16 protein-coding genes and 1 pseudogene are annotated in these 22,048 nt (G+C 70.9%); 11 read left to right on the plus strand and 6 right to left on the minus strand.

Translation table 11 applies throughout. From position 1 onward, the window contains the following. Positions 1-140: 140 nt before the first annotated feature. On the plus strand, positions 141-584 hold the full coding sequence (locus ACFY3I_RS42480) for a hypothetical protein (protein ID WP_390866311.1): 444 nt from the start codon (positions 141-143) through the stop codon (positions 582-584). On the opposite strand, the pseudogene ACFY3I_RS42485 reads toward ACFY3I_RS42480, so the two are convergent. Next, positions 467-1,245, minus strand: a pseudogene (locus tag ACFY3I_RS42485) (lysophospholipid acyltransferase family protein). The gene ACFY3I_RS42480 and the pseudogene ACFY3I_RS42485 overlap by 118 nt on opposite strands. A gap of 176 nt (positions 1,246-1,421) precedes the next feature. Beyond that, entirely contained in the window at positions 1,422-3,923 is a 2,502-nt protein-coding gene (locus tag ACFY3I_RS42490; RefSeq protein WP_390866312.1) for an FtsX-like permease family protein, read from the minus strand. A 231-nt stretch (positions 3,924-4,154) separates the two neighbouring features. Between ACFY3I_RS42490 and ACFY3I_RS42495 the strand changes: the two genes are divergently transcribed. The 3 genes from ACFY3I_RS42495 to ACFY3I_RS42505 all read left to right on the plus strand — a co-directional run bounded on the left by ACFY3I_RS42495 (position 4,155) and on the right by ACFY3I_RS42505 (position 6,551). Further along, positions 4,155-5,396, plus strand: coding sequence for a histidine kinase (locus ACFY3I_RS42495; RefSeq protein ID WP_390866313.1), 1,242 nt, complete (start codon positions 4,155-4,157; stop codon positions 5,394-5,396). After that, positions 5,393-6,106 (plus strand): response regulator, encoded by a 714-nt coding sequence (locus ACFY3I_RS42500; protein ID WP_390866314.1) that lies wholly within the window; start codon positions 5,393-5,395, stop codon positions 6,104-6,106. Before ACFY3I_RS42495 ends, ACFY3I_RS42500 begins: the two co-directional genes overlap by 4 nt. A gap of 79 nt (positions 6,107-6,185) precedes the next feature. Further along, positions 6,186-6,551, plus strand: coding sequence for a response regulator transcription factor (locus tag ACFY3I_RS42505; protein ID WP_390866315.1), 366 nt, complete (start codon positions 6,186-6,188; stop codon positions 6,549-6,551). 55 nt (positions 6,552-6,606) lie between these two features. On the opposite strand, the gene ACFY3I_RS42510 is transcribed toward ACFY3I_RS42505, so the two are convergent. After that, positions 6,607-8,868, minus strand: coding sequence for an ATP-binding protein (locus ACFY3I_RS42510; RefSeq protein ID WP_390866316.1), 2,262 nt, complete (start codon positions 8,866-8,868; stop codon positions 6,607-6,609). A 150-nt stretch (positions 8,869-9,018) separates the two neighbouring features. Then, positions 9,019-9,183 (minus strand): LuxR C-terminal-related transcriptional regulator, encoded by a 165-nt coding sequence (locus tag ACFY3I_RS42515; protein WP_390866317.1) that lies wholly within the window; start codon positions 9,181-9,183, stop codon positions 9,019-9,021. A gap of 189 nt (positions 9,184-9,372) precedes the next feature. On the opposite strand from ACFY3I_RS42515, the gene ACFY3I_RS42520 reads away from it, so the two are divergent. Together ACFY3I_RS42520 and ACFY3I_RS42525 are read left to right on the plus strand one after the other, a co-directional pair. Beyond that, entirely contained in the window at positions 9,373-9,591 is a 219-nt protein-coding gene (locus ACFY3I_RS42520) for a hypothetical protein (protein WP_390866318.1), read from the plus strand. A 398-nt stretch (positions 9,592-9,989) separates the two neighbouring features. Beyond that, complete coding sequence (locus tag ACFY3I_RS42525; protein ID WP_390866319.1) at positions 9,990-10,976, plus strand: hypothetical protein; 987 nt, start codon at positions 9,990-9,992, stop codon at positions 10,974-10,976. 82 nt (positions 10,977-11,058) lie between these two features. Here the strand turns inward: ACFY3I_RS42525 and ACFY3I_RS42530 are convergent, their stop codons facing one another. Continuing rightward, complete coding sequence (locus tag ACFY3I_RS42530) at positions 11,059-12,504, minus strand: hypothetical protein (RefSeq protein ID WP_390866320.1); 1,446 nt, start codon at positions 12,502-12,504, stop codon at positions 11,059-11,061. Positions 12,505-12,883: 379 nt separating this feature from the next. Between ACFY3I_RS42530 and ACFY3I_RS42535 the strand changes: the two genes are divergently transcribed. The 4 genes from ACFY3I_RS42535 to ACFY3I_RS42550 all read left to right on the plus strand — a co-directional run bounded on the left by ACFY3I_RS42535 (position 12,884) and on the right by ACFY3I_RS42550 (position 16,507). Further along, on the plus strand, positions 12,884-13,492 hold the full coding sequence (locus tag ACFY3I_RS42535) for a hypothetical protein (RefSeq protein WP_390866321.1): 609 nt from the start codon (positions 12,884-12,886) through the stop codon (positions 13,490-13,492). A 191-nt stretch (positions 13,493-13,683) separates the two neighbouring features. After that, on the plus strand, positions 13,684-15,147 hold the full coding sequence (locus ACFY3I_RS42540; protein ID WP_390866322.1) for a catalase: 1,464 nt from the start codon (positions 13,684-13,686) through the stop codon (positions 15,145-15,147). 180 nt (positions 15,148-15,327) lie between these two features. Then, entirely contained in the window at positions 15,328-15,714 is a 387-nt protein-coding gene (locus ACFY3I_RS42545) for an ankyrin repeat domain-containing protein (protein WP_390866323.1), read from the plus strand. Positions 15,715-15,880: 166 nt separating this feature from the next. Continuing rightward, the gene (locus ACFY3I_RS42550; protein WP_390866324.1) at positions 15,881-16,507 is read left to right on the plus strand and encodes a DUF1345 domain-containing protein; all 627 of its coding nucleotides are present in this window, start codon (positions 15,881-15,883) and stop codon (positions 16,505-16,507) included. A gap of 151 nt (positions 16,508-16,658) precedes the next feature. On the opposite strand, the gene ACFY3I_RS42555 is transcribed toward ACFY3I_RS42550, so the two are convergent. Continuing rightward, positions 16,659-18,155 (minus strand): WD40/YVTN/BNR-like repeat-containing protein, encoded by a 1,497-nt coding sequence (locus ACFY3I_RS42555; RefSeq protein ID WP_390866326.1) that lies wholly within the window; start codon positions 18,153-18,155, stop codon positions 16,659-16,661. A 685-nt stretch (positions 18,156-18,840) separates the two neighbouring features. Here ACFY3I_RS42555 and ACFY3I_RS42560 point away from each other — a divergent pair. After that, a complete protein-coding gene (locus ACFY3I_RS42560) occupies positions 18,841-22,026 on the plus strand; it encodes an amidohydrolase family protein (RefSeq protein ID WP_390866327.1) in 3,186 nt (1,061 codons plus the stop codon). Positions 22,027-22,048: the final 22 nt, after the last annotated feature.

The raw sequence follows: 22,048 nt of genomic DNA on the forward strand, positions 1-22,048 counted from the left end.
CCCGCGCCGTGCGCGGGCCAGTCCCCGAAGCCGGACCATTCCACATGTGCGGGTCGGGACGATCACACACCTGACAGGAACAAAGGTATCTCGTAGGCTCTCACGCAAACATGTGAATCCCTGGCGAGAGGTGTGCGGGTATGAGAAGAGTGTTGAGGGCGGTCGTCGCGGCGGTCGCGATGGTCGTCGCCACCGTGGTGTTCGTCCAGCCGGCTTCGGCGGCCACGTACAACGCCTCCTACGGCGGTGTCGAGGCCCAGCTGGACACCGCGCCCGGCAACGGCTACCAGAGCTGGATCTGGCTGTACGTGCCGGGCGACGCCGCGTCCGGGCGCGTGGAGTACAAGTACTTCGACGGCACGGGCGGTACCGAGTACACCGCACCCGACACCACGGCGACCTGGAACTTCACCAAGAAGGTCCAGACGATCCGAGCCTGCCGGTTCACGCTGTTCGGCGGTCAGTACTACTGGATCTGCTCGGCGTGGACGAGTTGCTGCGTCGACAGGGTGGCCGCCGCGGCGGCCCAGGAAGGCGCCGTGACCGACACACCTCGCGCGTTGGACCGCCGCGCGCGGATCTGAGTCCGGCCGGTGGTTTCCTCCGTGGCCGTGACGGCGCCCATGATCTCGTCCGTGACCTCCCGCAGGACCTCCGGCTCCGACGCCCTGCCCCGGAAACGGGAGAGATCCAGGGGAGGACCGGCCAGCACGTGGTGTGTGTGGCGGGGCAGGATCCGGCCCCTCTTCCCGTACGGCGGCAGCAGCAGGTTGGCACCCCACTGCGCCACGGGGATCACCGGACACCCGGTCTCCAGGGCGACCCGCGCGATCCCGGTGCGGCCCGCCATCGGCCACATCTGGGGATCACGGGTGAGAGTGCCCTCCGGACAGAAGACGACACCCTCGCCCGCGTGGACCGCGTCGGCGGCCGCCGCCAGCGCCGCCGCCGCGCCGGTGCCGCCCCGGGGGACGGGGATGTGCCGCATCGCGCGCATGAGCCGCCCGAACGCCCCCGGAACAGGCTCTGCTTCGCGAAGAACCGTGGGGGACGCCCGGTGGCGTACTGGAAGTGCCCGTATGCCACCGGGTCGAGGTAGGAGTTGTGGTTAACCGCCGCTATGAACCCACCGGACGTCGGGAAGTGGTGCATACCTGCCCAATTCCTCCTGAAGAGCAGCAGCATGACCGGGCGCGCGATCCCGGCCATCATCCGGTAGGTGGTTCCGATTCTTCGGCGTGGCATAGGTGTCGTCTCACCATGTGAAGGAGGTCTGTCCTCGGACGGGCCCGACACGAGGGGCCTGGCAGGGCAAGGCCAACGGTGCCGGGGCGGAGTCCCCCTTGTATACCGCTCCGCGGTGCATGGCACGGCGGACACATGTGACCGTCCCGCGCACCCGCACACCTGACGGCTCCGGTTCACCCGACCTGCCCGCCGACCGCCTGCGGTACCGGGAGCGCACTGGCGCGCGCCGCCGGAGCCAGCGCCGCGAGCGCGCCGAGCCCGCCCGCCCCCGCCACCAGCGCGGTCAGGGACGACCACGGCACCGAGACCACCGCGCCCGGCTGCCCCACGACCGCTGCCACCCCGGCCGCCCCACCCGCCAGGACGCCCAGGCCGGCACCCAGCACCGACACCACCACCGACTCCAGCAGCAGCGTCGACCGCACCTCGGCCCGGTCCAGCCCGACCGCGCGCAGCAGCCCGATCTCCCGACTTCGCTCGAAGACCGCCATGCCCGTGGTGTTGGCAATGCCCAGCGCCGCGACCGCCGCCGTGACACTGAGCATGGCGTAGAGCACGGACAACAGCGGGCCGTAGCCCGCGGCAGCAGCCCGGCCGGCGTCCACCCGGTCCTGCACGAGCAGCACCGGATCGCGCAGCGCGGCGCGGATCTCCCGCTTCACCTGCGCCGTGTGACCCGCTTCAGCCCGCACCAGCACGGCGGTCACCTCGACGCCCGGCGCCACGGCGCTCTCCGGCAGCAGGGCGGGGCCGAGGGCCTCAGGACCGTCGTAGACGGCCACGATCCGGCGGTCCAGCGCCGGACCGCCGGGACTGCCCGTGTCGGACAGCGCCGCTCCCGTGACACGGTCACCCACCCGCCACCCGTGCTCCGCGGCCAGTTCCCCGGTGACGGCGATGCCGTGGGCCAGACCGTCCAGATCTCCGGACCGCACCGTGAGCGCGGCCAGCCGGCCCCGGCCGACCGCACCCGGGTCCACCGCGACCGCCCACAGACCTGAACCGTCGTCCAGCCGGAAGCCGGCCTCGCGCACCGCGCTGACCGCCGCCACCTGTGGCAGCCGCGCCACCTGCCCGGCCGTCCCCGCGCCGATCCTGGCGAAGTCGACCGCGGTGATCCGCAGATCCGTGGGCATCCCCGTCTCCGCCTGCCGCTGTGCCGTGGCACTCAGCGAGGACATCGCCACGGTGACCGCGCCGACGAGCGCCACGCACACGGCGACGGCACCGGCGGTCAGCGTGGTACGCCGGGGATCGCGGCGGGCGTTGGCCAGGGCCAGGGCGCCGCGCACCCCGGCCAGGCGTCGCACCGGCGCCCGCAGCGCGGCCGTGACGACCCGGGTGACCTGGGGGACGAGCAGGATCAGCCCGGCGAGCAGGACCAGTGTGGCCAGGGACAGGAGGGCGAGATCCCCCTTTCCCGCGGCCAGCGACAGGGCACCGACCACGGTCGTCGCGCCACCGGACAGGCCCCGGCGCCGCCGCGTCCCGGCCGTGACAGGCCCGTCGGCACCCAGGGCCGCCACCGGAGCGACGGCGGAGGCCCGCAGCGCGGGGACGTAGGCGGCGGCGGACGTGAACCCCACCCCGACACCTACGGCGGTCAGCAGCGCGGTCGGAGAGAAGATCTCCAGCGGTGCCGCCGCCGAGGCCGCCGCGCCCGGTCCGAACAGAGACCCGAGCGCGGCGGCGACGCCGACGCCGAGCGCGTAGCCGGCCGTGGCCGCCACGGCGCCGACCAGTGCCGCCTCGGCGAGCACCATGCGCAGCACCCGCCCCCGGCTCGCGCCCACCGCCCGCAGCAGGGCGTGCTCACGGGCACGAGTCGCGCTGAGCATGGTGAAGGTGTTGCTCACCAGGAACGCGGAGACGAAGAGCGCGATCCCGGCGAAGAGCAGCAGCAGGGTGCCGAGTTTCCTGCGGTCGGGTGCCGCGGCTGCCTCCGCGTCCAGCCGGTCCCGGGCGACGGCCTCGTAACCGTGCGGCAGCACCCGCGCGGCCCGGTCCGCGAGCACATCAGGGGAGGTACCAGGGGCGGCCCTCAGGGTCAGCGACGCGTACCGGCCCGCGGCCGGCTCGAACAGAACCCGTGCAGTTCGGACGTCGAACGCGGTGACGGTACCGCCGGCGGCCGTGGCGGGGTCGTACACGGTGAACAGCCCGGTGAGCCGCGCCGTTCGGACCTCCCCGGCGACGACGATCCGCACCCGGTCCCCCACGCGGTACCCGGCGCGGCGGGCCGACCAGCGGTCGACGGCGACCTCTCCCGGGCCGTGCGGGCCACGCCCCTCGGTCACCGGGTAGCGGAGGTCCCGACCGCGTCCGCCGGGCAGGAAGTCGACGCCGACGTCGGCGGCCGGCGGGCCCACCAGGGTGCCGTCACGCGCCACCAGGAAGGCCGGCCCGCGCAGAGTGCCGCGTACCGATGCCACTCCTGGCAGCGCGGTCAGCCGGCGGCGCAGCGCCTCACCGGGCGGTCCGCCGCCCCCGGCCGGGCGTACCTCCACCGACACGTCGGGCCGGGAAGCCTGCTGCAGCCGTGCGGCCCCCCGGGTCAGTGACTCGGTGTACAGCAGCGAACCGCTGACACAGGCGACCCCGATCAGCACGGCCAGGGCGGGCAGCACGAAACGGCGCAGATCACGGCGGACGGAACGTACGACGGTGGGGAGCATGAGGCCTTTCCAGTGCTGCGGGCGCGGAAGAGGAGACCGTGGCGGTCGACGCCGTGGGGACACCCGGCCGGCGCCGGTTGCGGGGCACTGGTGGTCGTTGATCGGGTCGATCCTGGCCCGGCGGCCGTCCGCGCGGATCCACCGGACGACCGAATGCCCGACGGCCCGGTGCGTGCGCCTCGGCCGTTCGGCCGAGGCGGCGTCCGGACCGGGCCCGTAACCTCCACCTTCATGAACCAGCTCTTCGACGTCCCGGCGGGAGGCAGGAGGATCGCCGCGGTCTGCGTGGCGGTGCTGCTGACGGCCGCGATCGCCACCGAGGGCGCGGACACCGGCTCCGTGTTCGTGACCGTCGCCTGGACCGTGTCCGGTGGACTGCCGCTGGCGGCCCTGGCCGCCCGCCGCGACCGCTTCGGGACGGTGGCCGCCACGGGCGTCCTCGCGTCCTGCCTGGTCACCTTGGTGGAGACACGGACGGCGGTGCGGCCGGAGACGACCTTCGGCATGGTCGAGACCAGCGCTCTGCTCCTGCTCGTCGTCCGCGCGGTCCGCCGGTGTCCGCCGCTGCGGGCGGCGGGCCTGACCGGGGGAGCGCTGGCCGCGCTGACCGTGATCGTCCTGCGGCTGCCGCCTTCCGAGTACGAACGGCTGGTGCCGTTCGCCGTCCCAGCCCTGTGGTGCGCGGCAGCGCTGGCCGGCGTGCTCGGCCTGTATCTGCGTCTGCTCGACCGCTACCGGGCACAGGAGCACCGGACCGTGCTCCAGGCGGAGCGCCTGGAGCACGCGCGGGAGCTGCACGATTTCGTCGGCCACCACGTGACCGCGATCATCGCGCAGTCCAAGGCCGTACGCTACGCGACGGCGGCCGGACACCCGCCGACGCCCGGTGAGTTGGACGGCATGCTCGCGGACATCGAGGAGGCCGGGGCGCAGGCCATGCGGTCCATGCGGTCCATGGTGGCCGTCCTGCGCAGTCCCGGCACTGCCGCGCACCCCGGCGGCGACGTCACCGAACTGCGCGCACTGACGCAGCGGTTCGCGCGGACCGGGCCGGCCACGACGCTCGCCCTCGACCCCCGGCTGGAGGCAGGCGGCCTGCCGCCCGGTCTCGCCACCACCGTGCACCACATCGTCCGCGAGTCGCTGACCAACGTTCGCAAGCATGCGCGCCGTGCCAGGACCGTCACCGTCGACGTGCGCCTGGAGGGCGACACCGCCCGTCCGGCCGTCCTGGTGTCGGTGACCGACGACGGACCGGAAGCCGCCCGCGCCGGCGAGCCTGCCGGCGCGGGCGCCGGTCCGCGCTCCGGCTATGGCCTGGCCGGACTGGCCGAGCGTACGGCCATGGTCGGCGGCAGCGTCACCGCGGGCCCGCGGGCGGGTGTGGGCTGGCTCGTCGAGGCACGTATCCCGCTTCCCGGGCCGCTCCCGCAACCCGGGGACGACCAGACGAATGTCACCCTGGACGCATGACGATCAGGATCCTCATCGCCGACGACCAGCAGATGATCCGGTCCGCCTACGGCATGATCCTCGGCTCCCAGCCCGACATGGAGATCGTCGCCTCGGTGACCGACGGGGCATCCGCTGTCCGGGAGGCCCGCCGGCTGCGCCCGGACGTGTGCCTGCTCGACATCAGGATGCCGGGCCTCGACGGCCTGGAGGCGACCCGGCTGCTGGCCGGTCCCGAGGCTGCGGACCCCCTGCGTGTGCTTATCGCCACCACCTTCGACCTCGACGAGTACGTGTACCGGGCGCTGCGGGACGGGGCGTGCGGCTTTCTCCTCAAGGACGGCTCCCCGGCACTGCTGGTCGAGGCGGTACGGGCGGTGGCCGCCGACAACGCCCTGATCTCGCCGTCGGTCACCGTCCGCCTGCTGAGACACATGAGCGACGCCGCGGCGCAGGTCCTTTCCGAGGCTGCTCCGCGGGAACCGGCCGCCCGCAGCGGGCGCAGGTCCGGCGCCTCGGAACTTCCCCTCACCGCCCGGGAGCTGGATGTCGTACGACTGGTCGCGCGAGGCCGTACCAACGAGGAACTTGCCGTCCAACTCCACATCACCCTGTCCACCGTCAAGACACACCTCGGCAGCGTGCAGCGCAAGCTCGCGGCCCGCAACCGCGTCGAGATCGCCGCCTGGGCCTGGGAGAACGGCATCTGCACGAGCCGGGACACCCCCTGACACACTTGACACTTGTGGCACACAAACCGTAGGGCTCCCCCTATGGCCCGGCCGCGAGCGGGTTCGGCATGCTGAGGACATGTGCATCAACATCGTCGTCGTCGACGACGACCCGGGATTCCGCCGCATCGCCACGACGCTGCTGACGGCACGGGGCCTGCGTGTGGTGGCAGAGTCGGGGGACGGCGCCTCCGCTTTGGCCGCGGTGCGGGCACACCGCCCCGACGGGCTGCTTCTGGACCTGCATCTTCCCGACACGGACGGGCTGACCGTGGCCCGGCTGCTGACCGGGGAGGAGTGTCCGCCGCGGATCGTCCTGACCTCCACCGACAGAACGCTGTGGTCGCGGGAGGAGCTCCGCGTCGCGGGTATCGAGTGCTTCGTCGCCAAGGACCGTCTCTTCGACGCCGACCTGCGCGGGCTGTTCGCCCGGTCGGCACCCTGAGGGCACGTCATGCCGGGCCGTGCCCCGGCGCGGCCGGAACGGCGGGGAGACCGGTCTACTGCCCGTCATGGGCGGTGGACCGGTCCTGCGGCTGCGGCAGATCGTCCAGCCGGGCCCGTATCCCCTCGGCGCGCGCGACACGCAGGCTGCTGAACAGGTCGGCCGACCGGGTCCAACTCGCACGAGCCTTTTCCACCGCCCCCTTCCGCAGGTGAGCGGAGGCGAGACGGTCCCAGACCTCGGCCTGGCCGTAGGTGTCGAGGACCGCTTCGTACAGGCGCAGTGCCCTCTCGTAGTGGTCGATGGCCGCGTCCGGATCGTCCAGATTCTCCAGCGCCTGGCCGATGTTGGACAAGGCGACACCTTCGGTCCGGCGGTCGCCTGCCTCGCGCAGCAGGGGGAGCGCCTCCTCCGTTGTGGTGATGGCACCCCGGTAGTCGCCGATTTCGTCGAGGACGGCTCCGAGCCCGACGAGGGCGACCGGGATCTTGTCCCGCAGGCCGTGCGACCGGCAGAGCGCGAGGGCGTTGCGCGCGTGCTGGAGGGCCTCGGGAATGCGCTTCTGTTCGAAACGCAGCCGATTGAGGTTCTGCTCGGCGCGGACCTGGCGCGCCGGCGGCAGGCGGCCCAGATGGCGGAGCATCACGGTGGCGGGTTCGTCGGCTTCCCGGTGGCTACCGGTCTCGACCAGAGCGCGTACGAGATTTGCTCCGCTCTGCACGATGGCGACCGGATCGTCGAGGGTGAGCGCTGCCTCCAGGGCGATACGTTCGGCTACGATCTCCTCGGTCCAGCGGCCCGCGACGGCGTTGTAGCCGACCCATTCGAGGGCGAGGTCGACGCGGTGGCGCAGGAGCCCGGGGTCTTCGACGCCGCGCAGCGCGGCCGCGGTGGCCGCCGATTCCCGTTCGTACCAGTCGAGGGCGTCCTCGCGGCCGCTCACCGGGACATGCACCACTCCCGGGACCGCAGGGCCGGGCGGATCGGCTTTGTAGCGGGAGACGAAGAGCCCCGCCGAGTAGGCGTTGTGGCGCAAGTAGTCGAGGAGGCGGACCTCGGCGGCCCGACGGTCGTCGTGGTGCTCGTCCAGAAGTTCGAGGCCGTGGGCGCGGACCAGATCGTGCAGGACGTAGTGACCGTCCACGTCGCGGGAAAGCAGACTGGCGGAGGCCAGCTCCCGCAGACATCGCCGGGCCGTTGCCATGTCCACACCGGCGAGGGAGGCGGCGGATTCGGCTGATGCCGACGGTCCCGGGTGCAGGGCCAGCAGCCGGAAGAAGCGCGCAGAGCCGGGGGTAAGGGTCCGGTAGGACCAGGAGAAGACGGTCCGCACGTCGGCCCGCAGATCACCTGTCGACAGAACATCCAGCCGGGCCTCCGCCAACTCCCGCACGGCGACCCGCAGTGGCATGCCGGGCGCGGCGCTGAGCTGTGCGCCGACCACGGCCACGGCCAGCGGCAGGTATCCGCACAGCCGGACCAATTCTGCGGCTGCTCCGGGTTCGGCCCCGCACCGCTCCTCCCCGATGCGGGCGGTCAGGGCCGACAGGGCTTCGTTCTCGTCCCAGATGTTCAGCCCGACCAGGGTGCACCCCTCGGTCGCTGCCAGCCCCGAGAGCCGGTTGCGGGAGGTGATGATGGCCAGGCAGCCCGGCGAAGCGGGCAGCAGGGGTCTGACCTGTTCCTCGTCGCGGGCGTTGTCGAGTACGGCAACGAGCCTCCGGGACGCCGTCCGCTGCCGGAACAGCGCCGAACGTTCCTCGGTGCCCGATGGCATGTCCGCGCTGGGCACACCCAGAGCCGTCAGGAACCCGCCGAGTGCCTCGCCCGGGTCCAGGGGCCGCTCGGAGGCCTCGAACCCACGCAGGTTCACATACAACTGTCCGTCCGGGAACCCGTCCGCGACCTGGTGGGCCCAGTGCACCGCGAGGGTTGTCTTGCCGACACCCGCCATACCTCCGATGGCGGAGACCACGACATGACCGCCTCGTTCGGCAGTCTGTGCGGTGAGTGAGTGAACCCTGCGCATGACTTCTGCCCGACCACGGAAGACGGCCAGGTCGGGCGGCAGCTGCCGGGGGACGTCGTGGGTGTGACGGGCAGCGGCCCGCACCAGCTGCCTGCGCTCGTCCTCGGCCGGGTCCAGGGCCTCCAACAGCTCGGTCAGCGTCGCCTGCCGCGGCAGGCTCCTGCCGCGTTCCATGTCGCTGATGGCCCGCACACTGACCCCGGAGGCCTCGGCGAGGGCCTCCAGGGTCAGCAGGGCTCGCCGACGCGCCTCACGCAGCAGTCCTCCGAACGTCTCCTTGTCACTCATGCCATCCCCGGTGTGCGCATCAAGACATCCGCCGCGTTCAGTGTGTTTCTCGGATGCCATGAAACGTAGCAGTTCTGGAATGCTCGTGCAGCTACGGTCCCGGATCATGAACTGAGGCGCAGTCGGTCTGGTCCGCGGCCCGGATCCGGCCTACTGGCCGAGGTAACGCAGCACCGCCACCACCCGGCGGTGCTGACCGGTGGCTGCCTGGCTGAGGTTCAGCTTGGTGAAGATGCCGGTCACATGTCTCTCCACGGCGGCCACGCTCACGAAGAGCCGTTCGCAGATTCCAGTGTTGGAACGGCCCTCGGCCATCAGCGCCAGGACCTCGTGCTCCTTCGGCGTCAGTGTGGCCAGCGGGTCCTGCGGGCGGTTGCGGCCCAGCAGCGCGGATATAGGAACCGGGACAGGACGACGACGGCGGTTTCCGGCCGGGCGGCACGTATGGACCGTACGGCGCGCAGGCCGTCGTCCGTAAGGCCGGGCGGCATCCGAATGTCGGTGATGACCACGTCGTCCGAGGAGGACTGGGGGCCCAGGAAGGACGCGCGGGTGTGGCGGCACGCCGGCGACGTGCTTGCCGTGCCCCAGAGCTGCCGGATGTCCGGCGGCGTTGCGCCCCGGGCCGCGGCTCGCCCCGAGGACGTCTCGCGCGGCGAGGCGTCGCGGCTGGGGTTCTACTACATCTCCGGGTCGGCCCTGCGTCTGCTGGGCGGCCGGTGAGGGCGCGAACGCCCGGGGACCGTACTCAGTGCCTGACGTGTGCACGCGGTTGGTGAGCGTCCATGACGGCCGGCCAGCTGTGCAGACCCACCCTGTCGATGATCGTCGCGAGGGTTGGTGTTCTCCCCGGGCCCGGCCGGCACATTCGGCTCGGCGACGAGACAGCTGCCGTCGGCGGCCAGGGCCGCATCAGCACCGCAGCCCCGGGGTGTGGTCGGAGAGCCTGGGGACGACGTGTCCGCCCACCGTCCGCGGCGGCAGCTCAAGCCGTGTGAACTCCGCACACCCCGAATTACGTTCACTTCCCGCGCCGATGAGGCCCGGGTAATGTCCACATAAAGATGCGGATTTCTGTTCGCACACCTTATTTTGTCTACTTTTCACCGGGAAGAGGTCGTGTGAAAGCACGTTTCAGACGTTGGCGCCTCGCCGCCGTAGTCATCCTGACGGCCGTCTCGGTCCTTCTCTTCTCCAGCTCCGCCTATGCCGGACAGGTCGGGGAGAGCAGCCAATGGGCCAAAGAGGGGGTGTCGGCCGGAAGTGACATGACCGAGGCGCGGGATCCTGCCGGAAACGCGGTGGAGGTCTGGCGTGGTGCCGACAACTTCAACATCTACATCCGAGTCAATGGCTTCGCGCCGGTGGCACTGTCGAACGCACAGACCCACGTCACCCCACAAGTGATCTACGCGAACGGCAACTTCATTATCTTCCACACGGGAGTGGAAGGGAACGTGTACTACACGTTCATGGAACTTCGCTGGCCCTCGACCGGTGGCGTCGTCTACGTCACGTCGGGCTGGATCCAGGTTCCCAACGGTGTGCGGACGACGGACGCGCGGTCGGTGTCGGCCACGACCACGCCCGACGGCATGTATCTCGCTTTTCGCAGCGCGACGAACAACGATCTCTACGGCGCCTTCTTCAACGGCGTGACCGGCCAGTGGGAATCCCCTTCCAGAATCTCCGTCGCGGAGAGCGAGTCCTCACCCGCGGTCGCCTACAGCTCACGCAACAGGCGCCTGGTCCTCGCCTATCGGAGCCTGGACAACCGGGTGTTCGTCCGGTATGCGGCTTACGGCGGCAACGCGTGGTCGGACTCCGCGGTCCTGGTCGGGGGAGAGACCGGTGATCCGTACACGTACGCGCAACCCGCCCTGGCGATGGGGACCGACGGAACCGGACAGGTCGCCATGCGAGTCGGCGACAGCGACCAGATCCTGCTGAACACGATCACCGACACCGGCGTGGGGCAGGGCTGGACCTGGGACATCGGCGGCTTCATAGCGTGGTTCGCCCCCACCCTCGTGCGCTACGCGGCCGGCTACTACCTGATCGCCACCGCCGACGATGGGTCCGTGTGGTGGAAGAAGTCGCGAAGCTGAGACTCCCGCGCCGCGTGTCACATACGGCGGGGTGAGCGGGCATGCGCGGACCGGGTTCCGGGAATTCCCGGTCCGCGCATTCTCACCGACGGAACTGCCGTGTCGCGGCGTCCGGCGCCCGGTGGAGCGACTCGCGGCCCATCTGGGGCAGACCGTGACGGAGGGTCAGTTCGAGCAGTCGCCGTCGGGGCTCCGCACCGAGGAAGCCGTGGACGTGGATCACGGCCCGCATGCACACTTCCGGCTCCAACTGCGTCAGCAGCGTGTCCAGTTCGGGCCACAGGGAATCCCACGGCGTGTCGTCGAGCACCTGGTGCGGAACACCGATGTCGAGCGCGACGGAGTCCGCGCGGACGGGGCGGGTGACGGCGAGAAGCGGTGGCTCGGCGGCGCGGGGGCCGATCCACAGCCCCGCAGGGGTCACAGCTGCCTTCCAGTGCCGTCCGAGCGCCAGAGCGTCGGGCCCATTGCCCTCGCACAGCACAGGAGGCACCCGCCACTGGGTCACCCGCACCGAACCGCCGTCCCGGGCCGTGGCCGACGCGTGAACGACGGTCTGGGCGAAGGGGCGCCAGGCGGGCCGGCCGGCGGAGTCGAGCAGGTACTGGTCGGTGGCGGCGTCGGCCGCCGGGGCGCCGTCCGCCAGATCCACGGTGCGGCGCACGGGCGCTCCCACCATCACCTGGACGTCGCAGCCCAGCAGGTCCGCCGCCTCCTGCGCGGTCCGTGAGACGGGTCGTCCGGCCAGGGACACCAGCCGCAACGACCCGCGGACGTCCTCCGGGAGAGCCGCCATGACGACCGCGACGGCGGCGGCGGGGATCTCCGGTGAGGTGAGGATCAACTGGGGCCGGTCACGTTCTGGCGGAACGGCCTGCAACCGGGCCTGGACCGCGGGCGATGCGGGGCCGACAGGCCGGACGGCGAGTCCGGCCGCCACGGGCTCGACGACGTGCCCGGCCACTGTCTGACGACCCACCCGTCGCGTGGCGGTCTCCCAGGCCGGAACCGGCAGATGGCTGCTCACGTGCCGGGCGAGGCTGCCGGGCGAGAAATGCCACCAGCCGCCGGACGCATGCGTCGGTCCGGGGGAGAAGAGCGCTCCGTCCGCGGTCACGAGCGCGGGGCCGGCGGGGGCCAGGACGTCGTAACCCCACCGCTCGCAGATCAGCCGGGCCGCCGACGGACGGCCTCCGGCCTCGTCGGCTCCCTCGGACATCACCAGCGTCAGCAGACGCGGCCGCGTGTCCGGGCTCGCATCCAGCACGGGAGTCAGCAGCCGGCACAGCTCCTCCGCGCCGTCTTCACCCACAGGTGCGCCCACCAGGACGACGGCCTCGTTCGGCCGGGTGGGACCGAGGCGGTCGGCCAGCCGGGTGAGCCCCAGCGGCGGCCTGCTCCCCGTGTGCACCAGGTGCGGATGGGCGCCGTCGGGGGAGACGGTCAGCGTGGCGGCGGTGCCGGGGTCGGCACGGGCACGGTCGCTGTCGGGTTTCACCACCGTGTCTCCCGTGGGGATGACGGTCATGCGGTCCTCACAGTCCCTGTCGCGACGCCGGCATCACACGGATGACGGGACGCGGATCCGATGCGAGGCACCGTCATCGCCCGTGTGAACACATATGAAATGGAGTTCTGGTTAAGGCACGTGTGGCGAAGTCTACTGCCCACCCATGTGCCGACGTATGTGGGGACGACGGTCGGCCGTCCAGAGGAATGCCGGCCCTGCGATCATCACCCGTGCACGACACGTACCGCCGAGGGAGTACAGAGTGATTTCCGAGCCAGAGATGACAGAGGGGTCCGGCCCGCTGGACGCACCGGAGACCGTGGGCGACCACGCGGGGCAGCGAGGTGTGCGGCGCCTACGGCCAAGGCCGTGGTGGTGGGCCCTGGGGGGAGCGGCCATGGCGTCCGCGCTCTGGGCGCCAGCGGTGTCGGTGTACGACGTTGGCGGTCACAAGCCCGACACGCTGGGCTACCGGCTCGAGCACGACCCCTGCCGGTCGATCCGGTTGGCCTCGCTCGGGACGGCCATTGCGCCGGGAGCCACCGACTACATGAAGAGTTCGGGTCTCTTGCGGAGTGACGCTCTCGATCAGGTCCGGTGCTCCATACCGCTCGACACCAGCGAGGCGGACGGGAAGACCGGTGGCTGGCACATGAACTACACGGTGACCGTCACCGTGGCGCTCCACAAGGAGGCCGACCCAGGCATCGAGTTCGAAGCGGAGAGCCGGATGACCGAGCTGGGCGCTGTCCCGTCGATCGACGTGCTGGCCGTTCCCCGGCTCGGCAGGCAGGCGTACTACATTGCCGCGGACGCAAGTCATGCCGAACTCCGTGTCCTGGAAGGCGCGGCGGTCATGTCTGTGGGTCTCTCGGTCGGCCGCTACTACGACGGCGACGGCGACGTCGACGAGATCGGCGACGGGCCCGCCTTCCCCGACCTGTCGGAGTTCCGGCCCGCCATGATCGATGACATGCGGGACCTGATGGCCTCCCTCAAGAGCTAGGGAGCGGTTACCGGCTGCGAGGACACTCAGAACACGTATGCCCGTTAGTGGGTGTCTTGACGTAGATGTGTTTCAACATAGGATGTGTTCAGGTGTGTGCGTCCGGGGCAGACTCGCCCACCCGTATGCTTCCCGGCCAGGAACTGTCATGCCTCGACCCATGCGAAGAAGCACCGACCGAGGAGCCGATCTTGTCCGAGCACGACCACAATTGGCTGACGACGGCTGCCGGCGCACCGGTTGCGGACAACCAGGACTCCCTGACGGCCGGTCCGCGCGGCCCCATGCTGCTGCAGGACGTGTGGTTCCTGGAGAAGCTCGCCCACTTCGACCGTGAGGTCATTCCGGAGCGCCGGATGCACGCCAAGGGTTCGGGCGCGTTCGGGACGTTCACGGTGACCCACGACATCACGCGGTACACGAGCGCGAAGATCTTCTCCGAGGTCGGCAAGAAGACCGAGCTCTTCGTCCGTTTCTCCACCGTCGCGGGCGAGCGCGGCGCGGCCGACGCCGAGCGTGACATCCGCGGGTTCGCCGTGAAGTTCTACACCGACGAAGGCAACTGGGACCTGGTCGGCAACAACACCCCGGTGTTCTTCTTCCGCGACCCGCTGAAGTTCCCCGACCTCAACCACGCGGTCAAGCGCGACCCACGCACCAACCTCCGCGACGCCGAGAACAACTGGGACTTCTGGACCAACCTCCCCGAAGCCCTGCACCAGGTCACCATCGTGATGTCCGACCGGGGCATCCCCGCTTCCTACCGGCACATGCACGGCTTCGGGTCCCACACGTACAGCCTGGTCAACGCCGCAGGCGAACGATTCTGGGTCAAGTTCCACCACCGTACTCAGCAGGGCATCGAGAACCTCACCGACGCCGAGGCCGAGACCCTGATCGGCAAGGACCGCGAGTCCCACCAGCGCGATCTCTTCGACGCCATCGACAACGGCGACTTCCCGAAGTGGAAGCTGTTCGTCCAGGTCATGCCGGAGGCCGACGCGGCGACGTACCGCTTCCACCCCTTCGACCTCACCAAGGTCTGGTCGAAGAAGGACTACCCGCTGATCGAGGTCGGCCAGCGGGAGCTCACCCGCAACCCCGACAACTACTTCGCCGACGTCGAACAGGTCGCCTTCACCCCGGCGAACGTGGTTCCGGGCATCGGATTCTCCCCCGACCGGATGCTCCAGGGCCGCCTCTTCTCCTACGGCGACGCTCAGCGCTACCGCCTGGGCGTGAACCACCACCAGATCCCCGTCAACGCCCCGAAGAACCCGGTGAACTCCTACCACCGCGACGGCGCGATGCGCGTCGACGGCAACCAGGGCGCCACCCCGGGCATCGAGCCCAACTCCTACGGCCGCTGGCAGGAACAGCCCGCCTACCGTGAGCCGAGCCAGGCCGTGGGCGCCTTCGCCGACCGCTTCGACTTCCGCACGGACGACGACAACTACTTCGAGCAGCCCGGCGACCTGTTCCGCCTGATGACCCCCGAACAGCGGCAGAGCCTGTTCGAGAACACGGCTCGGGCGATCAACGGCGCTTGCCGGCCCACCGTCGAACGGCACATCCATCACTGCACCCAGGCCGACCCGGCCTACGGCGAGGGCGTCCGCAAGGCGATCGAGGCCCTGGCCGCCGGCGAGCTCTGAGGCCTGCCCCGTTGTGATCCGGCATGCTCCCGAGCGACACCCGCGAGGCCTTCCACCCCAATGCGTTGCGAGCCCCGGACGCACCCACACTGCACTCGTGGCCGGGCACGATGAGCCGTGTGGCGGGCACGGCCGTAAGGTACCCCGAGGCCGTGGGGCAGGGAACATGGAGGACGCACCATGAGTGGTGGCACGTTGACTCCTGAGCAGACGCGGCGAGTCATGGTCTTCGCCATGGATCTGGCCCGCGACGGCGACACCGATGAACTGGTGGACTTCGTGAACCACGGGCTCCCGGTGGACGCGAGCGACGGGGCGGGCAACACCCTTGTGATGCTCGCCGCCTACCACGGACACAGCGACACCGTACGGGCGTTGATCCGGCTCGGCGCCGACCCGGATCGGCGCAATGCCCGCAACCAGACCCCGATCGCGGGTGCGCTCTTCAAAGGCGCGGACGACGTGGTGGCGGTCCTGGTGGAGGCCGGGGCCGATCTCGACGCGGGCACGCCGACTGCCAGGGACACCGCGTCCCTGTTCGGCCGCACCCATCTGCTCACACCCTGACCCCGGAGGCCCGGAACGTACCGGCCGCCGCCCGGCCGGCCGGACGCCGGGCTCACACCACACACGTATGAGCGAACACATGCCCAGAAGTCGGCTAGGGTGTCCCCTGCCCGGCCGAGCCGGATGACGCCCACCGCCGTCTTCTGCGGATTCCCTAAGAGGTAGTGTGTTCAACAGAGTTACGCTCTTCACGTCCCGGGTCATCGAGGCGGTGCTGATCCTGCTCGGGGTCGCCATCGCCGTGCTGGAGAAGCACACGCTGCTCTACATAGGCCTGTGGGACCTGCTCGCCCTGATCTATCTGTCCACGCGGGTGTTCCGGCTCCGGACGCGGAAGAACCACGTCGACAGCGACGACATGGAGTGGCTCAAGAACATCCAGGGCCGGCGCACGGGCTACCTCTTCACCGTGCTGACCGCCGTCATCGGAATCACCGCGGGTGTGCTGATCGTCCTCAACAAGGGCAACGACGACGCGGAGGCCCTGTCGAAGCTGGTCGGTGTCCCGGCCGTCATTCTGGCCTGGGTGATCCTGCAGTTCGGCTATGCGGAGCGGTACGCCCAGGAGTACTACCGGGCGTTGCCCGAACAGGTCCTCGTCTTCCCCAACGCCGAGCGCCCGAACTTCGTCGACTTCGCCTACTTCTCCTTCACCCTGGGCACCACGTTCTCCGTGTCGGACGTGGAGACCCAGACGTCCAGGATCCGCTCCCGGATCCTGTCGCACAGCATCCTGTCGTTCATCTACAACACCGCGACGCTCGGTATCGCGGTGGGTGTCATCACCGGCTGACCTGTGCCCAGGGACCCAAGGGACCCGGTCGGCCGATTCCCGGTCCGCCGGGCGCCATCGCGGCCCGCACGGTGATGGCTCCCGGTGTGGGGCGGGCACCCTCTCCCACTCGGGGCGAGGGTGCCCGTCCCGTAACCGGCTCGCCCTGCGGTCAGCGGAGCGCGAGCCGGAAGACGCCCGCGTTGCCGGTTCCCGCGAACAGCCAGTGACCGTCGGGCGACGGCGACAGGGAACGCACGTCGCCGGTGACGAGACCGGCGGACACGACGGCGGTCCAGTGCCCGCCCCCGTCGCCGCTGCGGAAGACGCCCCCGCCCGGCTCGTACAGGTCGCGCGAGGCGGCGAACAAGGTCCCGTCCGGGGCGAAGACCACGTCGCCGTAGGTCAGGTCGGGGGTCCCGCTCCCGTCGCGGAACGTCTTCCCGCCGTCATGGCTGACCTTGACCAGGTGCTCGCCGACGGCGACCACGTGATCGGGGTCCGAGGGGTCGACAGCGATCCGGTTCACCGCACCGTCGAACACCTTGACCGCCGCGTCGCCGGAGTCCGTGCCGCGGTAGAGGCCGGTCACGTCGCCGATCCACAGCGCCCCGGGGGCACGCGGATCGATCGCGACCGACGTCACGCCCTCGCCCTGCTCCAGCGGGTGGAACAGCAGGGTCGTACCGCCGTCCCGGCTCGTGTAGACGCCGTTGGGGGAGTAGGAGGCGGCATAGAGCCACGACGGGTGGCGCGGGTCGACCGCCAGCGTCGAGGAGGTGCCGTCCGCCAGGGACAGCTGCCGCCAGGTACGACCCCCGTCGAGGGAGCGTTCCAGGGCGAAGCAGTCGAAGGAGCAGTACGTGCTGCGCGTCCTCAGCACCGTCGCGCTCGTGCCGGGCACGGCGGCCAGTGCCGTGACGGAGTTCCCGACGGTGTCGGGCGCCTGTCCGGTCCATCCCCAGTCCTGGTAGCCGGCGGGAAGGTTGCGGGCCAGCGGTGCCGCGGAGCGGTAGGTGCCGCTGGACGTGCCGGCGACCAGGGCCGGCCCGGAGACGGCCAGCGCGTCGACCTGCACGTCGGGTACGCCGATGCGCCGGTAGTCGGCGGAGTTCTTGGTGGTGTAGATGCCGGCGGACGCGGACACGACCTGTTCGGCGGGACGGTCCGGGAAGCTTCCGGTGTCGCTGTACAGGTCGACCTTGGCGGTGGCCTGCGGCTTGGCCCTCCAGGAGCGGCCGAGGTCGGCGCTCACCCAGAGGTTCTTCTCGCCCGATCCGTCCGCGGCCGCCCCGATCGTCTGCACCTGGAGTTCACCGGTCGCGGTGATCCCGGTGTAGGTGGTCGCGTCCGCGGCGTTCCACGGGCCGTCCGGGCGGGTCCAGCTCCTGCCGCCGTCGGTGGACAGCAACGCTCCGCCGTAGGTGTCCGAGGACAGGACGACCCGGCCGTGCGCCGACAGGTCCCTGACCGCGGGATCACCCGGAACGGGCAGGCGCCTGGCAGTCTTCGGGTGGTCCAGCGCGTCCTCGACGAGATAGGTCCCCGCGCCGGTGCCGACGAACAGGTCGTCGCCGTCCAGGGCCAGCCGGGTGACCCCGGTGGGGGGCGCCGGGCAGGTGTCGCCAGTGCCGGCCCCGGTCCGCGCTGGTGAAGACGCCCGTGTCACCGGCGGCGAAGACGTCGCGGCCCGATGCCGACGTCACCACGTCTGTGAAACCGGCGGTGTCGTCCAGCACGGGCCGGAAGGTGCGGGCGGCGTCGTCGCTGCGCAGGACGTACCCCTCACCGCTGCCCGTGACGGTGGCCGCCACGTACAGGGTGTCGGCGTCGCGGGGATCGGCGGCGAGCCGGTGCCCCACGGCTCCGGGGATGCCGAGGCCGGACTGCGTGACCCAGGTGATCCCGTGGTCGTCGGTCCGGTAGACCCGCTCGCCGACGTCGGGCAGCACATAGAGCCGTGCGGGACGGGCCGCGGTGAACGCCAGATGCCCGCCACTCGCGTTGGGTCCCGTCAGCTGCCACGATCCGGCCTGCACCGGCCCGGAGGCGGCCGTGGCCGTCGCCGCCGCGGCCGGCACGCACATCGTTCCGGCGACGGTCAGGCCCAGCGCCAGCAGGGAGCGTCTGAGATTTCTCGCACGCATGGTCGCCTTTCAGGTCACGAGCCGGGCGGCAACCTGCCGGTCCCAGACTCCGGCGTATGACCAAAACAGAAGGTACTTGATGATCACATGTTGATCCGTGCACACCTTAGAGTCGGTGCCGAGATACGTCCAGAGACCGCCAGGACAGACGGAGTTCGCCGGGTCGCGACATTCCGGAGCAGCACGTCGAGTCCTAGCATGGGCCGCATGTCTAGTGAACATGTATTAACTCGTAGAGGTGTCCTGAAGGCCGGAGTCGGCGGCCTTGGTGTCGCCGCGCTGGCGCTGCCCCCGGGAGCGGCCGCCGCCGCGACACCGGGGGATGAGTCCGCCGTGTCGGGCGGTGGCCGGATCCTCGAATTCACCGCCGGCACGAACGCATCGGTGATCGTCTCCCCCGATGGACGGCAACTGATCGCGGAAGTACAGGGAGTTCTGTGGTCGGTGCCCCGCGAGGGCGGAAGTGCCACGGTACTGACCCGGCCCGAACTGGAACCCGCCAGGACGGCCTGGTCGCCCGACGGCTCGCTGATCGCGGTCTGCGGATACCAGGGCGGGGGTTTCCACGTATGGACGATGCGTCCTGACGGCTCGCGGCTGCGGCAGTTGACCTCCGGCCCCTGGGACGACCGCGGGGTGGCCTGGTCCCCGGACGGGACCCGCATCGCGTTCGCGTCCGAAAGAGGCGGGGACCCGGTGACCGGCAGCTCCTACTCGATCTGGACGGTGGACGTCGGCTCCGGTGAGCTGACCCGGCTCACCGACCAGACCGGCGTGGAGGACTACGACCCGGCCTGGTACCCCGACGGAGACAGGCTGGTCTTCGTCCGGGCCGGCAGCGCGGGCGGCCGTACCCTCGCCTCCGTACCGGCCGGCGGCGGCACGGTGACCGTCCTGCGCACGGTGGACGCCGGCGTCCTCGTCGGCCCCGCGGTCGCCGCCGACGGCCGCGTGGCATACGTGCACCTCGGCGACGCCGTCCCCCCGTTCCATGCGGACAGCTCCACTCTGCTGATGGACGGCGAGCCGGTGACCGACGGTGAAGACGTCTCCCCGCACCCCCCGGCCTGGGGCACCGGCGGCGAACTCTTCTACGTCGCCGACGGGCAGTTGCGGCTACGGCGCCCCGGCCGGCTGACCCCGAGTCATACCGCCGAGCCGATCTCCTTCACGGCGGCCCTGAGCGTGCCCGCGCTCTCCTACCCGCAGAAGACGTACGACTTCGACACGACGGGCGACGGGCCGGTCCGGGGCATCCACCTCCCGGTGCTCTCCCCGGACGGCGCCTCCGTGGCGTTCGCCGCTCTCAACGCGCTCTGGGTCATGCCGATCGGCCGTCGCCCGCGCAGACTCGTACAGGCCGACCCCTCCGGCTACGTTCAGATGCCTTCCTGGGCACCGGACGGACGCAGCGTCCTGTACTCCTACGAAGGCGGCCCGAACGGCAACGGGCTGATCAGCGTCCACCGCCACTGGCTCGACGAGGACCGGGACGAGATCGTCGCGAGCGGTGGCCGGCTGAACGCCACGCTTTCGCCGGACGGCACCCGACTCGCCTGCCAGGACTCTTCCGGCAGTCTGCTGGTCAAGGATCTCGTGACGGGCACCGAGAAGACCCTCGTCACCCCCCTCGGCGCGAACGGCCTGCCCAGCAGGCCCACATGGTCACCGGACGGCCGGTACGTCGCCTTCTGCGACCGGAACCGGCTCAACCAGCGGTTCCGCGAGGGATACAACCTCATTCGCGTGGTGGACACCGCGACCGGGCAGTGGGCAGCGCATCAGCCGATGCCGCACGCCTCGCTCTCCGACCGCGGCAACGCGGGCCCGGTATGGGCCCCCGACGGGTCGGCCATGGCCTTCGTCATGGAGTCCGCACTGTGGATCCTGCCGGTCCACCCAGACGGCTCGCCCGCGGGTGAGCCCCGGCGCGTCACGGACGAGGCGGCCGACCATCCGTCGTGGTCCGGCGACTCACAGACCCTGCTGTACCAGGCCGCCCGCACACTCAAGCTCATCAGCCGCGACGGCACCCGGGCTCGTACCCTGTCCGTGCGGTTGCGCCACGGCCGCCGCGCACCCGCCCGCTCCGGCGTCACCCGCGTGCACGCGGGACGGCTGTGGGACGGAACGGGAGACACGGTCCGGGAGGACGTCGACATCGTCATCCACGGCAACCGCATCACGTCCGTGGAACCCCACCGGGCGGGCGCCCCCTCCGGCGAGACGTTCATCGACGCCTCCGCATCCACGATCATCCCGGGGCTGTGGGACTCACACACCCACCCCTGGCAGTACACCTACGGCGGGCGGCAGAACAGCCTCATGCTCGCCTACGGTGTCACGAGCAACGTCTCCCTGGGCGGCTTCGCGCACGAGGCCGTCCGCATCCGGGAGGCCGTCCGGTCGGGGCACATGGCGGGGCCGCGCCTGTTCGCCACCGGCGAGCTGATCGACGGCGCCCGCGTCGCCTACAGCATGGGACGGGCACACCGCACACGCGACGGTGTCCGGCGTTCCCTGGAACGGGCCGTCGCGCTCGACTGCGATTTCGTCAAGACCTACGTCCGCGCCCCCGCCGAGACCATGCGCGAAGCGGCCCGCACCGCGCACGAGAGACTCGGCGTACGGACCGGAAGCCACTTCCTGTCGCCCGGAGTCAACGTCGGACAGGACCTCACCACTCACCTGTCCGCAACCCAGCGGACGGAGTACGGACGTGCGTCCTCCCCGACGGGCCACTCCTACCAGGACGTCCTGGAGATCTACCAGGGCGGCGGCTTCGCCCTCGTCATCACCCCGTTCACCGCCGTCGCCCTCCTGGGCGCCGATCCCTCGCTCGCCGACGACCCCCGGGTCACCGCTCTCATGCCACCGTGGGACACCGCGCTCGTCGGCCACTACGCGGCGAACCCACCGACGCGGGCCGCACTGCAGGCCGTCGCCGACGAGGTGGCCGTCTACCGGCGCGTCCTCGATCAGGGCGGCACCCTGGCCCTCGGCACCGACGCGCCCATCGCGCCGATCGGCCTCCACGTCCACCTGGGACTGCGGGCGCTGCGCTCCCACGGGCTCTCCGCCGTGCAGGCGCTGCGCACCGCCACGGTCGTCCCCGCCCGCGTCTTCGGCGTCGCGGACGACCTGGGCACCGTGGAACCCGGCAAGCTCGCCGACCTCACGGCCGTCGACGGAGACCCCTTCGACGACTTCGACACGCTGATCCGCACCACGTGGGCCATGCGTGACGGCGTCGTCCACCGGCAGGACGACCTGGTCGGGGCGTTCGACACGGCCGAAGGGCGAAGGCAACGGGCGGACGCCGCCGACTGGCCGGCCGTCAGCCGCCGGCTCCGTCGCGAACCCTGCTGCGCCGAGCACGTCTTCGACGTCTAGAGGAGGGCACCCCGTGCGCCGG

Origin of the sequence: Streptomyces sp. NPDC001068 (genome assembly GCF_042897315.1) — a bacterium.
Classification (GTDB): Bacteria; Actinomycetota; Actinomycetes; order Streptomycetales; family Streptomycetaceae; genus Streptomyces.

Excerpts from the sequence above, each read along its gene's own strand:
- ACFY3I_RS42545 (WP_390866323.1), top strand. The coding sequence starts at position 15,328 with ATGAGTGGTGGCACGTTGACTCCTGAGCAGACGCGGCGAGTCATGGTC.
- ACFY3I_RS42505 (WP_390866315.1), top strand. The coding sequence starts at position 6,186 with ATGTGCATCAACATCGTCGTCGTCGACGACGACCCGGGATTCCGCCGC.
- ACFY3I_RS42500 (WP_390866314.1), top strand. The coding sequence starts at position 5,393 with ATGACGATCAGGATCCTCATCGCCGACGACCAGCAGATGATCCGGTCC.
- ACFY3I_RS42495 (WP_390866313.1), top strand. The coding sequence starts at position 4,155 with ATGAACCAGCTCTTCGACGTCCCGGCGGGAGGCAGGAGGATCGCCGCG.
- ACFY3I_RS42510 (WP_390866316.1), bottom strand. The coding sequence starts at position 8,868 with ATGAGTGACAAGGAGACGTTCGGAGGACTGCTGCGTGAGGCGCGTCGG.
- ACFY3I_RS42490 (WP_390866312.1), bottom strand. The coding sequence starts at position 3,923 with ATGCTCCCCACCGTCGTACGTTCCGTCCGCCGTGATCTGCGCCGTTTC.
- ACFY3I_RS42520 (WP_390866318.1), top strand. The coding sequence starts at position 9,373 with ATGACCACGTCGTCCGAGGAGGACTGGGGGCCCAGGAAGGACGCGCGG.
- ACFY3I_RS42535 (WP_390866321.1), top strand. The coding sequence starts at position 12,884 with ATGGCGTCCGCGCTCTGGGCGCCAGCGGTGTCGGTGTACGACGTTGGC.
- ACFY3I_RS42560 (WP_390866327.1), top strand. The coding sequence starts at position 18,841 with ATGTCTAGTGAACATGTATTAACTCGTAGAGGTGTCCTGAAGGCCGGA.
- ACFY3I_RS42480 (WP_390866311.1), top strand. The coding sequence starts at position 141 with ATGAGAAGAGTGTTGAGGGCGGTCGTCGCGGCGGTCGCGATGGTCGTC.
- ACFY3I_RS42515 (WP_390866317.1), bottom strand. The coding sequence starts at position 9,183 with ATGGCCGAGGGCCGTTCCAACACTGGAATCTGCGAACGGCTCTTCGTG.
- ACFY3I_RS42530 (WP_390866320.1), bottom strand. The coding sequence starts at position 12,504 with ATGACCGTCATCCCCACGGGAGACACGGTGGTGAAACCCGACAGCGAC.